We start from the raw sequence: 13,607 nt of genomic DNA on the forward strand, positions 1-13,607 counted from the left end.
CCCAGTCGTAGTAATCGATCAAAGAGGACAACGTTTGTTCCCCACTTAACGGTTTTTGCCAATTCGAAGCCGCCCCGCCCCGAACGCCTCCGAACAACCCTTCAACGCTCCACCATTCTGCTGCCCGCATAGCCTGGCTTGCTCTATACTCAATACCATCAACCTGTTAGCGCTGCGCAAGGAGACACCATGGCTGCAACCGTCAAAACCCTGCTCGAGAATCCTGGCGAGCTTTACTGGGGCACGCGCGTGGGCGACCCCGAATACCATTACGGCATCGCAATGGACTTGCGGGACGGCACCCTTGCCGTGCAGCTGGTCTACGTGCTGACCGACCTCGACGATACGGGCGAAGCCCTCGTCACGCCCGACACCCTTATGTCGTGCTTCACCGTAGCCGACTTGGAGAAAACCGGCATCGTCCTCAGCGACAACATGGACGATGCACCTGATGGCACGATCGGATGGTATTGCATCGAGCTGTCGGTATTCAACCAAGACGAGCTTGCCGCCCTCCAGGAAAGCAATGAAGAGCATGACGAGTGCCTCGATTCCGTCATCCAGGCCCTGTCCGCTTCCCCCGAAGAGGTGCAGGCGGAAGACAGCTTCCTAGAAGAATACTCGTTCTTCGACCTGCTCGACGAGCTCAGCGACCTCTCCGACAAGATCGACCGTGGCGAACTGGCACGCCCCCTGCCCTTCCAGTTCCACCTCATCGGCGATGCCCTGCTCGGCTGGCAGTTCGCTGACGAGAAGGACTTCCGCTAGTTGAACTTGAAGATGCGCTGGGCCATGCGGTAGCCGGTAATGCCGATGCGACGCCCCAGCTCGGTGGGCAGGTTCGTGCTGGCGTTCAAGACGCCGCGCCGGATACGGCGGTAGACGTCCGGGTTGTGCGCCTTAAGGTACTCCCAGACAGCCTCGCGCTCGTCCTCGGCGTCGTCAGTGTCGGTCATACGCAGGAAGATGGAGCAGATGCACATCATCATGGACAGGTAGTTCTCCATATAGCGCTCCAAGCGCTTCTCGGGCACGCCGTCGGGCAGGCGCACGGCATCGATCATCAGGCGCGTCACGCGCAGCTGCTGGTCGATGCGACCTATCATCACGCTCTCGTTCACGCTCTGATCCTCACGGCCGATGAAGTAGCGGTACATATCCACGTCGCGGTAGTAGATGCTCTGCACCTTGGGCAGCGGCACGTACACGAAGATGTTGTCCACGTAGAACGTGTGCTTCGGCAGCTCGAGGCCCATGTCGCGCAAAAGCTCAGTACGGTAGATCACCGAATGCATCAGCAGGTACTGGCTCTGTCCGAAGGAGCCCACCTCGCTCCAGTCGAATTCGCGGCCCTCGGGAAACACGTTGCGGTAGTGCATGACCGTGCGCGTGTTCTCGTGCACCTTCTCGTACACGTAGTTCCCGATAACCAGGTCGGTGGCCGCCTCGCGCACCACCTGCGTGCGCAAATAGCCCATGATCTCGTGCATGGCTAGCTCGTCGAGCCAGTCGTCGGAATCGACGACCTTGAAGTAGCGGCCCGTCGCGTGCGCCAGGCCCGTGTTCACCGCCTGCCCGTGCCCGCCGTTCTCCTGGTGTACGGCGCGTATGATGTCCGGGTGCGTAGCTGCCCAAACGTCTGCCTTCGCGGGCGTATCGTCTTTTGTCGACCCGTCGTCGACGATGATGATCTCGATATCGTCGCCGCACTTCAAAATGGACTCGATGCATTTGTCCATGTAGTCCGCCGAGTTATAGCACGGCACAGCGAATGAGATGGTCTTCATGTTGTTCGCATCCTCACTACCCGCGCGTCACCGTTTGGGCCCTTTGGCATTCTTCTGTTTGAAAGACGTATGGCTGCACGTGCAGCCATACGCTCGGTAATCGTTGCTTCCCTAGCCCACCAGCTCGTCGGCAAGCGCCAGTGCGCGGCCGATGATGACGTCCATGTTGTAGTAACGGTACTCGGCCAAACGGCCGAGCGGGTGGAAGTTCTCAAGCGACGAGGTCAACGCGCGATAGCGCTCGTAGTGCGCCGCGTTGTCCTCGTTGATGATGGCATAGTACGGAATCTGCTTGCCCGGATCGTCGTAGGAGTGGCTGTACTCCTTCATGATGGTGGTCTTGTCCGATTCCTGGCCCGTGAGGTACTTGAATTCCGTGATGCGCGTGTAGTCCTCGGTGACCGTGAAGTTCACCGTGCCGCACGGCAACACGCTTTCCTTATCGAACGTCTCGTAGACGAAGTCGAGGCTGCGGTACGGCAGGCGACCGAAGCGCGACAGGAACAGCTCGTCGAGCGGGCCCGTGTAGATGATCGGGCCGTGGAACACCTGATTTTTGACGTTGATGGCTGCGAGGGGCGCATCCTCGTCGTCGCTTTGGAACTCCAGGTCGAACACGCTTTCCGCCTCGATGTCCAAGCACACGCGGATATTCTCGTGATCCAACATGTTCTCGAACACCGGGGTGTAGCCGTACGAGGGCATGCCCTGGAAGGCATCCTGGAAGTAGCGGTTGTCACGCGAAACGAACACGGGCACGCGCGCCGTGACGGAGGGGTCCACTTCCTCGGGCGTGAGGCCCCACTGCTTCTGCGTGTAGTAGAGGAACACGTTCTTGTAGATGAAGTCCGCGATCTTAGAGAGCTCCGGGTCGTCCTGCTCGCGCAGCTCAGTGATGGTCACCTTGCGCTCGTCGCCGAACGTGTCGATAAGTTTGGCCGTAAGATGCGCTGCCTTCTCCTCACCAAAGGCGATCTCCATCGAGTTCTTGTTGAACGGCACGGGCAGGTAGGTTCCGTACCAGTCGGCCAGCACCTCGTGCTCGTAATCGCGCCATTCGGTGAAGCGGCGCACGTAGTCGAAGGCACGCTGGTCGTTCGTGTGGAAGATATGCGGCCCGTAGCGGTGCACCAGGATGCCGGCCTCGTCGGCCTCGTCGTACATGTTGCCGCCGATATGCGGCCGCTTCTCGATGACGAGCACGCGTTTGCCGGCGCGCTCCGCCAGCTCGCGTGCCGTGACGGCGCCCGCAAACCCGCTGCCGACGATGATCGCGTCCACCTCGTCGATGTCGACGTCCTTGAAATCGCAGTATTGCACACCCATAGGGTACCTTCCTCGTTTTTGAAGCCCATACAGCAAACAGGGCCTTCCCGGCCCGAATTCTGCGCATATTTGCACCGCTTGGTATTTTACCGGGCCAAACGCGCCCTGCGTGAATTATCATACAAACCGGATAATTTGAGAAAGGATACTGCCGATGAGCTCTTTTCTGGAAACCATGCTTTCCCGGGCCAAAACCGACAAACAGACCATCGTCCTTCCCGAAGGCGACGACGAGCGCACGCTGCAAGCCGCCGAGCGCATCCTCGCCGACGACGTAGCGGACCTGATCATCTTAGGCGACGCAGCGACCATTGCCGCAAGCCCGTACGCATTGGACGGCGCCCGCATCGTCGACGTGCGCACCGCACCCGAGCGCGCCGAACTTGCCAGCAGCTTGCACGAACTGCGCAAGGCAAAGGGCATGACGCCCGAGCAGGCCAACGAGCTTATGGACAACGTACTGTACTTCGGCGTGATGATGGTGAAGACGGGCCAGGCCAACGGCATGGTCGCCGGCGCCTGCCACGCCACCGGCGACGTGCTGCGCCCCTGCCTGCAGATCCTGAAGACCGCTCCCGGCGTGGCGCTGGTCAGCTCGTTCTTCGTCATGGTGGTGCCCGACTGCGACCTGGGCCAGCGGGGCACGTTCATCTTCTCCGACTGCGGCCTGGAGGTGCAGCCCGACTCCGAGAAGCTCGCGCATATCGCCGTGAACTCCGCGAAGTCGTGGAAGACACTCATGGGCACCGAACCCGCCGTGGCCATGCTCTCGCATTCCAGCTTCGGCTCGGCCAAGAACGCCGATGCCGCCAAGGTCATCGAAGCCACGGAGATCGCCCGCGCGCTCGCACCCGAAATCGCCCTTGACGGCGAGCTGCAGCTCGATGCCGCTATCGTGCCCTCGATCGGCGCGTCCAAGGCTCCGGAATCCTCGGTTGCCGGGCACGCCAACGTGCTTGTCTTCCCCGATCTGGACGCCGGCAACATCGGCTACAAGCTGGTGCAGCGCCTGGCCCGCGCCGAGGCGTACGGCCCCATCACCCAAGGCATCGCCGCGCCGGTAAACGACCTGTCGCGCGGCTGCGTTGCCGACGACATCGTGGGCGTCATCGCCATCACCTGCGTGCAAGCCCAGGCTCAAAAAGCCTAGAGGGTCTCTTCGCAAACGCAGCGAGGCATTGCATCTGCGCCAACCGAGGCTTGAACGGCTTGAGGATGAAGTGGATGCGACAATCCCTGCGCCCTGCCAAGTGCAAAGAAGCTACAAGGCACACAGAGCGGTTGGCGTTGGCGTATAGGAATCTATCGCGTGCTCGGCACGGTAGACGATGGGCGATTGGTCATCGAGCTGTTCAAAATCGCCCATCGTCGCGAAGTCGATCACAACCTCTAGCAAGCAGGCTGCACAGGCATCTTCCAGGGTACGACCGCTACCCGTGGACGATCTCGTAGGTGTCGCGGGCGATCATATACTCCTCGTTGGTGGGGATGATGATGATCTTCACGCGGGAGTTGTCGGTCGATATCTCGCGCTCGAAGCCGCGCTGGCGGTTCTTCTCCTCGTCGAGCACCATGCCGAGCGGCTGGAGGCCGGCGAAGATCATGCGGCGCATTTTCTCGCAGTTCTCACCGACACCGGCGGTCAGCACGATGGCGTCCACGCCACCCATGACGGCCGTGTACTGGCCGATGTACTTCTTCACCGAGTTCGAATACATATCGTAGGCCAGCTGCGCGCGCTCGTTGCCCGCCTCGGAAGCATCGCGCACGCTGCGCAGGTCGTTGCTGATGCCGGAGATGCCCAGCAGGCCCGACTTCTTGTTCATGAGGTCGTTCACCTCGGAGGTGGACAGCCCCTCGTGGTCCATGAGGAACGGCACGATAGCCGGGTCGACAGCCCCACAACGCGTGCCCATCATCAGGCCGTCTAACGGAGTCAGGCCCATGGACGTGTCCACGGCAACCCCGTGGTCGATCGCCGACATCGAGCAGCCATTGCCCAAATGACAGGTGATCAGCTTTAAGTCCTCGATTGGCTCGTCCAACACAACAGCGGCGCGCTCCGAGATGTAGCGGTGCGACGTGCCGTGCGCTCCGTACTTGCGGATGGCGTACTTCTCGTACAGCTCGTAGGGCAAGGGGTACATATAGGCCTTCGGCGGCAACGTCTGGAAAAACGACGTATCGAACACGGCCACCATCGGAACCTCGGGCATATGCTTCAAGCAAGCATGGATGCCCATGAGCGCGGCTCCGTTATGCAGGGGTGCCAGTTCGGCCAGCTCGTCGATCTTGTCGATGACGTCCTGGTCGATCAGCACCGAGCGGTCGAAGTACCTGCCTCCCTGCACGATGCGGTGGCCTACCGCATCGATCTCGTCCAGCGAGTCGATCGCCTTCGTCGGACCTTCGGTCAACGACTCAAGCACCAACGCCATCGCGTCGTCGTGGTCCGCCATCTTGGCATCAATGACCACTTCGTTCTTATCGAGGCCGTGCTTGTGGAACGCCTCGCTCGAGCCCACACGTTCGCAGATGCCCTTGGCTAAAAGCTCGTGCTGCTCCACATTCACCAATTGGTACTTCAGGGAAGACGATCCCGCATTAATCACTAGTACGTTCAACGACCTGCCTCCTTAAGGGGTGAAAAACCCAACTTAGAAAGTTTAGGCAAGCGCGTGCGCCGCTGAATGTGTGCGAGCCTTTGTTTCGGCAAGCGGCGCGCCGCTCACCGAAAACCCTCGGGCAAGCGGGGCCCTACAGAGCAGGGCTTCCCGCATTCATAGGAGCACCGCCCAATACGTGCACATGGATATGGTGCACGGACTGCTGCGCGTCGTCGTTCGTGTTCACGATAACGCGGTAGCCGCTCTCGGCGATGCCTTGGAGATCGGCAACCTTGCGCACCGTGTTGAACAGGTAGCCCATCTCGTCGTCGGGGATGCCGTCGCCGATGTTGTCATAGTGGCTTTTCGGGACGATGAGCGTGTGCACGGGCATCTGGGGGTTCAGGTCCTCGAACGCGAGCACGCGGTCGTCCTCGTACACTTTGCTCGACGGGATGTCCCCCGCCACAATCTTACAGAACAGACAGTCTTCCTTATGCATGTGCGCCTTCTCTCTCCCTGCCCTCGCAGAGCCCTGTCTCTCGACGAACGTGCCAATCTGCTGCGCTACGACAAGGTAGCGTCACGCTGGGCATCGTCGGCCTCGCCGACCAGCTCGCCCATAAGCACGTCAACCTTCTGCTGGGCTTCAGTCAAACGTCCCTGCAAAGCCCCCAGCAGCGCCACGCCACGCTCATAGCTCTTCAAGCTGTCCTCAAGCTCCAGCGTATTGCTCTCAAGCACGCCCACAATGCCGTCCAACTCGGCCATAGCCTCGCGAAACGTCAGTTCTTCGATCGGTTTTGCGGTTTCGCTCATGCGGTTTCCTCCCACGGTTCTACGGATGTCTCAATACGACGGGTGCTCTCGACCCGGCAAGCCAGCTCCCCGTCCGACACGGCAACGCTGATACGCGATCCTTCTCCTACCTGCTCAACGCGCTTCACGACCGCGCCCTGCTCCGTGCGCGCCACCGCATAGCCGCGCGCAAGCACGGCGAGCGGAGAGAGGTCGTGCAGCCGCGCCGCGGCTACCTGCGCCTCTGTTTCGAAGCGGCCGACCACGGCCCCACCGCGCACGATAAGGCGGTCGCGCAGCACCTCGACACGCGAGCGTTCGCGTGCAGGAGCAAGGGGTAAAGCGCGTGCAAAGCGCTCGCATGCACCCGTGAGGGCGGAACGCTCGCGCTCGACGACGCGCGGCCCTGCAAGCCGCAGCCGATCGGCGGTAGCATCGAGGCGCACGCGGTCGCGACCAAGGTTGGCTGGCAGAGCGCGTGCAAGGCGGTCGGCCGCCAAATCGAGCGTCTGGGCTTCGGCCGCGAACAGGTACGCCGCATCGCTGAACACCGGGCGGTCTGCAAGACGCATGAACGCCGCTGTCTCCCGCTCGACACAGCGCGACGCGCACGCCGCAAGCGACCTTGCCTGCGCCTCGAACAAGCTCTCCAGGTTCTCCCGTGCCGGCGCCACCGCCTCGGCCGCCGCCGTGGGCGTGCTGGCCCGCAAGTCGGCCACCATGTCGGCAATGGACGTGTCGGGCTCGTGCCCGATCCCAGTAACCACTGGCACGGGACACGCGGCGATGGCGCGCGCCAGCCCCTCATCGTTGAAGGGCATCAGGTCCTCGAACGACCCGCCGCCGCGCACAACCAGCACCACTTCGGCACCACCCGAACACACGGCGCGCATGCCTTCGACCACGCGCGCGGGAGCCTCGCGGCCCTCTACCGGCACGCCCGCCACTACCACGCGCGCCAAGGGGAAGCGACGGCGCAGCGTGCGCAGCACGTCGTGCACCGCGGCACCCCGCGGCGAGGTGACCAGTCCCACGCAGGCAGGCAGCATCGGCAAAGGGCGCTTGCGACCTGCCTGCATAAGCCCCTCGGCCTCCAGTTTGCGGGCCAGGTCGGCCACCTGCTGACGCAGCATGCCCTCACCAGCCAATGCGAGCGAGAACACGTCGAAGTTCATGCGGCCCTTCGCCGCGTACAGCGTGAAGCGCCCGGTCAGCTCCACGAGCTGGCCCATGGCCAAGCGTACACCGGTCGCCTCGTAGCGGTTGTTCCACATCATGCACGGCAACGCCGCGCCTTTATCCTTCACGGTGAAGTAGGCGGCCTTGTAGCCAGGCTTGCACGACACTTCGGACACCTCGCCGATCAGACGCACGGTCACGCCCTCAAGCGCGCCCTTGGCAAGCGCCATGGCACCCGACACGCTAAGCGCGCCGGAATCCGACGCGCCCGCAGCGCCCCGCGTTGCGGAGCGCCCTTCGTTTTCCCGGTAGGCCACGCCGTCTATTCCCTGTTCTGGCCCAGTAACCACAACAGCTGCAGGATGGACGTCAAGGCTGCCGCCACGTAGGTGAACGCGCAGGCCCGCAGCACGCTGAACGCACCGCCTTGCTCGGACTGCGGCAGGGCAACAGTGTCCATGTACACCATCGCGCGCTTGGACGCGTTGAACTCCACGGGCAGCGTAACCAGCTGGAAGATGACCACTGCGGCATACATGACGATGGCCAGCGTGGTCAACCCTGCGATGTTCATGAAGATACCCAGCATCAGCAGGAATATCCAGGCGTTCGATGCCAGGTTCACCACCGGAACCAGCGCCCCGCGGATCTTCATAGGTGCGTAGTTCTGGGCATACTGGCAGGCGTGCCCCACTTCGTGGCACGCCGTGGCCGTGGCCGTGATGGACCGGCCCTCGAACGCGTCGGGCGAAAGCGTGACCGAATTCGTGCGCGGGTCGAAGAAGTCCTGCCCAGGACCGCCGCGATGGACGGCTACCTCGGTTACGCCGTAGTACATCAGCATGCGCCGCGCAGCCTCGGCGCCGGTAAGGCCGTTGGAGATAGGCACCTTCGTATATTTTTTCAGCTGCGAGTTGACATACCACGTAGCCAAGCCGCCGATAGCAAGCGTGACCACGATCAACAAAAGATAGCCGTTACTCATTCCAAACATGGGGGTTTCCGCTCCTTAAACGGTTTTCCTCCGCGACCGCCTGCGGCCGCTTATCTCGTACACCTGTATTATACCGACCACAGGGAACCAGCGAAAATCGCGCGGCAAACAACTGTTAAATCACCAAACGAATGTTACCGTTCCGTGAACGAACCGCCAGACTCCTGTCGCTTCAGGCAACGCCCGCGCCGCAGCGCCGCACCATCAGCTCTCCACCGGACAAGCTGAGCGCAAGCGAGCCGTCCAGCAACTCCAGCAGCTCCTCGCCCACGATGGCCCTACGCCATCCGCGCAACAGATCGATGCCGTCCCGATAGCCCCGGGCCACGCGGGCCAGGTCGTCATGGCTGGCAAGCGTCGGGAACGCGATGCCGTTCTCCTTGGCACGCAGGCGCACCAGCGCACACATCAAGTCCAACTCGGCATCGACGTTCGGCTCGCTCTTGCTGCAGCGATCAAGCTCCGGCCAGGTATCAGGCGGCGCATCAAGCGCCGAAGCGATCAGCGACACCACAGCACGTGCATCGCGCGTGGACAGGCGGTCCGACATGCCCCGCACCATGAACAGCTCGTCGATGGTGCGTGCCTCGCGCTTGCACGCCTCCACAACCTGCTCGTCGGTAACCACCCACTTGCGCGGCACGTCGCGTCGCTGCGCCTCGAGCTCGCGCCATGAAGCCACCTCGCGCGCCGCGGAAAGCTGGCGACGCGACAGCTGCGACACGCGCTTCAGGCGCTTGTAGCGCGTGCGTTCGTTCGTGTCGTAGCGCTGCGGGTCCACCAGGTCCTCGAAATCGCGCCCGAGCCAGGACAGGCGGCCCTTCTCCTCCAGTGCGGCGCGCATCGAAGCGTACAGGCGCGGCAGGTAGACCACGTCGTCAGCCGCATAGTCGAGCTGCGAGTCTGAAAGCGGGCGCCTCGACCAATCAGTGAACGAATCGGTCTTCTTCAACGACACGTTGCACTCCGCATGCACGAGCGAGGCATAACCGATCTGCTGCGTATGGCCCAAAAGGGCCGCCGCCACCTGGGTGTCGAATACCGGCTTGGGCAGCACACCCACCTCGCGCAGGATAATCTCCAAATCCTGGCCGCCCGCGTGGAACAGCTTCACAATACGCTCGTCTTCCAGCAGCCCCACCAACACGCCCAGGTCGTCCACGCCGAACGGGTCGACGATCACCGTTTCGGAATCGGTGGCCATCTGTAACAGGCAAAGCTTGGCATAATAGGTTTTCTCGCGCAAAAACTCGGTGTCGATAGCCAGCACGCTGGACGTGGCCGCGCGTTCGGCGAACGCCACGAGGTTTTCTTGAGTTGCTATATACATGTACGGGATTCCCTATCCAGTCTTTAGCTTCATGATGTACTATGCCATCATAGCAAACGAACGGAAAGGAGAACGGTGAAACTGCTCGTCATCAACAACCTTGCATCAGGCCTCGGCGACGGAGGCATCTACGACTTCGTCCGCTCGTTCGCGCAAGACGACGACGAAGTATGCCTGCGTTTCACCGATGGAACCACCGACGTGCGCGATCTGCTCGGCGATGTCGAGACGTTCGATGCCGTGGTCGCCAGCGGCGGCGACGGCACGGTCGCCACGATAAGCTACTGCCTGGCCAATACGGGCATCCCCATCCTTCCGTTCCCGGCAGGAACGGCAAACCTGCTGACCGCAAACCTGGCTTCGCCCATGGAACCCCATGCCTTAGCCAAGCTGGTGCGCGAGAACCGCACGCTCGATTTCGACCTGGGCGAGATGGAGGTGGACGGCCACCGCTTCGGGTTCGCCATCATGGCGGGCGCCGGCTACGACGCCACCATCATGCACGGGGCTGCGCCCGCGAAGCGCCTGCTGGGCTCTATGGCGTATTTTTCGGCGGCCATCGCTAACCCCCTGCCCCAGAAATCGCACTTCAAGCTGGAGCTTGACGGCGAGACCCTCGAAAGCGACGGCCTGGGCGTGCTGCTCGTGAACTTCTCAAAGCTGCAGTTCGACATTGCGGTAACACACGAGAACGAGCCGCGCGACGGCGTCTTCGACGTAGTGATACTGAAGGCGCAGAATGCCTTCGAGCTGATACCCGCCCTGCTCGCGGGACTGCTCGACCGCGGCGGCGAGTTTCCTAACCGCACGGACTCGCTGGAAATACACCAGGCCCACACGGTGCGCCTTGAGGCCGATCCGCCTATGGAGGTGCAATACGACGGCGAGCCGACGCACCTGACCACTCCGTTCACCGCCCACGTGCTGCGTCATGCCGCCCGCTTCTACGTCTCCCAAGAAGGCTACGAGCTGTTCGCCTAGCCAGCCTGAAGCACCCCCCTACCCCCTACCTGCCTGCCTGTCTGCAGCCTGTCTGCAGCCTGTCTGTCTGCCTGTCTGTCTGCCTGTCTGTCTGCCTGTCTGTCTGTCTGTCTCGCATTCCGAGGAACACGAGGCAGGCTCCGCAAAACAGACAAACCGGAACGCCACCCTGCCAAACGCCGGCAGAAGCTCCCCTGCACCCCAACATGCAAAAATCCCCCTGCTCCGTCCAGAACGGCGGAACAGGGGGATCGTCGGCAAAGCAGCGATGCTTCGAGGCGCAGGAAGCTACTTCTTTTCGGGCACCTCGTAGGTGGGCTCAGAGTCCGCTGCGGACACGTCTTCCACCTGCACGTCCGGCCCGCCGATCTCCACCGGCGTGCCAAAGGCCTCGCCCGCTGCAGCCGAGCCGGACATGAGCGCCTTGAACGATGCGGCATCCTCGCCGACGATCGGCATCATCACGTACACGTTGTTACCGATGATAACCGGCGTGATGCGCTCGGACGACGCAGCTTTCTTGCCGCCCTTCGCGTCTTGCGAGGAACCGTCCTCCTGTGAACGCTCCTGCGCGATCTGGGCTTCCATCTCGGTACGCACGCTTTCGATCTGAGCCTTCGTCTCCCGGCTCCAACGCTCCTTGCGCCACGCCAGCACGTTGGCGTTGTAGCGCATCTGGATAAGCTCCAGCACGATGCAGAACACCATGGCGAAGTAGACGACCAGCTTCTCAAGAGGCATATGCAAAAGTTCGATGCCCGTATGGATGCCGGCGCTGTCGATGACCAGAAGTACGCCGATGGCCACGATGAACGTGAGCGCAAGCATCTTCATCTCGGGGTGCCCGTTGATGAAGTTGGAGATGGGGTCGATGAACACCATCATCAAGATGACGGCCAGCATGACGGCAATGATCATGATGATAAGGTGATCGGCCATACCCACAGCCGTGATGACCGAGTCGATGGAGAACACCAGGTCCATAACCATGATGGTGCCTATCGCCTGAGGCAGCGCGATACGATGCAGCGCCTTATGCTCCTCGCAGTGCTCGGCCTTGAGCTCGGTAAGCTTCAGCGTGTCGCGCAGCTCGGATATGCCTTTGTAGATAAGGTAGGCACCACCGATCAGCAGCACGAGATCGCGTACCGAGAAGCCATGCGAGAAGGCCCCCAGGTTCACCGTGAACAGCGGTGAGGTCATATGCACCAAAAACGACGCGAAGCACAAAAAGACGATACGCATGACCAACGCACCGGCGAGGCCCAGCTTACGGCCTATGTGCTGCTTGTCAGGGGGCAGGCGGTTCGTGGTAATAGAGATGAACACCAGGTTGTCAACGCCCAGCACGATTTCCAAGAAGATGAGACTGATCAGGCTGATCCAAGCCTCGGGCGACGCGAATATCGAGAGATCCAATGCTGCTCCTTCTTCGTTTTCCTTGCACCTATCCCTTGAGCACGCAGAAGCACCGCAGCGCATAAAAAAACTCATGGCGCGCAGCGGCGTAAACGGCTGCGCGCCATGAGTCTCGCTGATTAAGGTACGCCAGGCGCTTGTCCGCGCCAAGATGTTGAACGCACCGCACGTATTCCGTGCCAACTACTCCCCCATGGGCAGGGCGTATCCTACCACGGAGACGAGCGCGAACAATGCTATAATGCCCAAAGCACACAAACCCCTCAGGAGTATACTCATGTTTTTCAATTCGCGGAGAAACGTTTACGATGCCGGCGAAGGCCCGGTCAGGCACCTGGACGGCAGCTCACTTCTACGCCCCATCGACCCTCCGAAGCCCCAGCTGATCATCATGGGCGCCTTCGTCGTGGCCGCTATCGTCATCGGAGGCGTGCTGCTGTTCAACGTGCTGGATAACGTGACACACTCAGCCGAGCGTGCCCAGCAAAGCGTCGAGCAGAACCTTGCGCGCCCCGCAGCAATGGAAAGCCTACCGAACCTGCCCTCCCTCATCGGTCTTGACAACGAGGGCATCAAGGCGGCCTTCGCCGGCGCTGGCTACATCATCGCGGACAAGACGGCCATGAGCGGCGGCGCCGACGACGGCTCGCTGGACCTCATCAAGCTCCCTTCCGACGTAAGCGTCGAGCAGGCAGCGCTCATGTACGCCCAAGGCATTCCGAAGCTCTCGGCCGCCGATGCGACGCTGCTGCTGAACGGCTCGTGGCAGTTCACCACCACTCCCGGCGATTACCTGAATATGAGTGTGAAGTACGCCGACTTCTCATCGGGTAGCGTCGAGGCGGCCGTGCAGACGGCCCTGGTGTCCGAGGGCCTAGATGCCACGACCCTTGGGGAGGCGGGGGTGGACGATTCCGGCAACACATTCCAGACGGGCACCGTCGATGTGGGCGGCACCATATATCAATGGCGCATCTCGGCCATCGGGCTTTCCAGCGTGTACGACGTGAAGGGACTTCCCGAAACCGCCGTCTACGTAGGCATCCGCCTATTCCAATAAACGCCATTATCTACGATTGAAAAGCCCACGCAACGTGGGCTTTTTCTTTTTCATCAGGCACCTTGCCCTTCCCTTTGCATAGGGTTAAACCCTCATCGTTTCGCGTAGCTATCCCGATTGGCAGGAC

Annotated in this window: 13 protein-coding genes; 4 read left to right on the forward strand and 9 right to left on the reverse strand. The window is 61.6% G+C overall.

Annotated elements, in window-relative coordinates; all coding sequences use genetic code 11:
* Positions 1 to 189 precede the first annotated feature (189 nt).
* Entirely contained in the window at positions 190 to 768 is a 579-nt protein-coding gene (locus RR842_RS07835) for a hypothetical protein (protein ID WP_332517642.1), read from the forward strand.
* Here RR842_RS07835 and RR842_RS07840 read toward each other — a convergent pair.
* Positions 765 to 1,787: a glycosyltransferase gene (locus RR842_RS07840; RefSeq protein WP_332553947.1), complete on the reverse strand. Its 1,023-nt coding sequence runs from the start codon at positions 1,785 to 1,787 to the stop codon at positions 765 to 767. The genes RR842_RS07835 and RR842_RS07840 overlap by 4 nt on opposite strands.
* Positions 1,788 to 1,898: 111 nt before the next feature.
* Positions 1,899 to 3,113 (reverse strand): UDP-galactopyranose mutase, encoded by a 1,215-nt coding sequence (gene glf / locus RR842_RS07845; RefSeq protein ID WP_332512165.1) that lies wholly within the window; start codon positions 3,111 to 3,113, stop codon positions 1,899 to 1,901.
* 154 nt (positions 3,114 to 3,267) lie between these two features.
* Between glf and pta the strand changes: the two genes are divergently transcribed.
* The gene (gene pta, locus RR842_RS07850) at positions 3,268 to 4,263 is read left to right on the forward strand and encodes a phosphate acetyltransferase (protein WP_332553948.1); all 996 of its coding nucleotides are present in this window, start codon (positions 3,268 to 3,270) and stop codon (positions 4,261 to 4,263) included.
* 280 nt (positions 4,264 to 4,543) lie between these two features.
* Here pta and RR842_RS07855 read toward each other — a convergent pair whose 3' ends face one another.
* The 6 genes from RR842_RS07855 to rnd all read right to left on the reverse strand — a co-directional run bounded on the left by RR842_RS07855 (position 4,544) and on the right by rnd (position 10,020).
* Positions 4,544 to 5,737 (reverse strand): acetate kinase, encoded by a 1,194-nt coding sequence (locus RR842_RS07855; protein WP_332553949.1) that lies wholly within the window; start codon positions 5,735 to 5,737, stop codon positions 4,544 to 4,546.
* Between the two features lie 133 nt (positions 5,738 to 5,870).
* Positions 5,871 to 6,221 carry a histidine triad nucleotide-binding protein gene (locus RR842_RS07860; RefSeq protein WP_332553950.1) on the reverse strand — a complete coding sequence of 117 codons (351 nt, stop codon included), beginning with the start codon at positions 6,219 to 6,221 and terminating at the stop codon, positions 5,871 to 5,873.
* A gap of 65 nt (positions 6,222 to 6,286) precedes the next feature.
* A complete protein-coding gene (xseB, locus tag RR842_RS07865) occupies positions 6,287 to 6,538 on the reverse strand; it encodes an exodeoxyribonuclease VII small subunit (RefSeq protein WP_332513319.1) in 252 nt (83 codons plus the stop codon).
* Positions 6,535 to 8,013 carry an exodeoxyribonuclease VII large subunit gene (gene xseA, locus RR842_RS07870; protein ID WP_332729406.1) on the reverse strand — a complete coding sequence of 493 codons (1,479 nt, stop codon included), beginning with the start codon at positions 8,011 to 8,013 and terminating at the stop codon, positions 6,535 to 6,537. The genes xseB and xseA overlap by 4 nt, the downstream gene beginning before the upstream one ends.
* Positions 8,014 to 8,018: 5 nt before the next feature.
* Positions 8,019 to 8,690, reverse strand: coding sequence for a zinc metallopeptidase (locus RR842_RS07875; RefSeq protein WP_332513321.1), 672 nt, complete (start codon positions 8,688 to 8,690; stop codon positions 8,019 to 8,021).
* A 172-nt stretch (positions 8,691 to 8,862) separates the two neighbouring features.
* A complete protein-coding gene (gene rnd / locus RR842_RS07880) occupies positions 8,863 to 10,020 on the reverse strand; it encodes a ribonuclease D (RefSeq protein ID WP_332513322.1) in 1,158 nt (385 codons plus the stop codon).
* Between the two features lie 75 nt (positions 10,021 to 10,095).
* On the opposite strand from rnd, the gene RR842_RS07885 reads away from it, so the two are divergent.
* Positions 10,096 to 11,001, forward strand: coding sequence for a diacylglycerol kinase family protein (locus tag RR842_RS07885; protein WP_332521534.1), 906 nt, complete (start codon positions 10,096 to 10,098; stop codon positions 10,999 to 11,001).
* A gap of 288 nt (positions 11,002 to 11,289) precedes the next feature.
* On the opposite strand, the gene RR842_RS07890 is transcribed toward RR842_RS07885, so the two are convergent.
* Complete coding sequence (locus RR842_RS07890; RefSeq protein ID WP_332729407.1) at positions 11,290 to 12,420, reverse strand: TerC family protein; 1,131 nt, start codon at positions 12,418 to 12,420, stop codon at positions 11,290 to 11,292.
* 277 nt (positions 12,421 to 12,697) lie between these two features.
* Here RR842_RS07890 and RR842_RS07895 point away from each other — a divergent pair, with 277 nt between their 5' ends.
* Entirely contained in the window at positions 12,698 to 13,480 is a 783-nt protein-coding gene (locus RR842_RS07895; RefSeq protein ID WP_332513326.1) for a teichoic acid transporter, read from the forward strand.
* Positions 13,481 to 13,607 lie beyond the last annotated feature (127 nt).

It is taken from the genome of Gordonibacter sp. (genome assembly GCF_036667095.1).
Taxonomy (GTDB): domain Bacteria; phylum Actinomycetota; class Coriobacteriia; order Coriobacteriales; family Eggerthellaceae; genus Gordonibacter.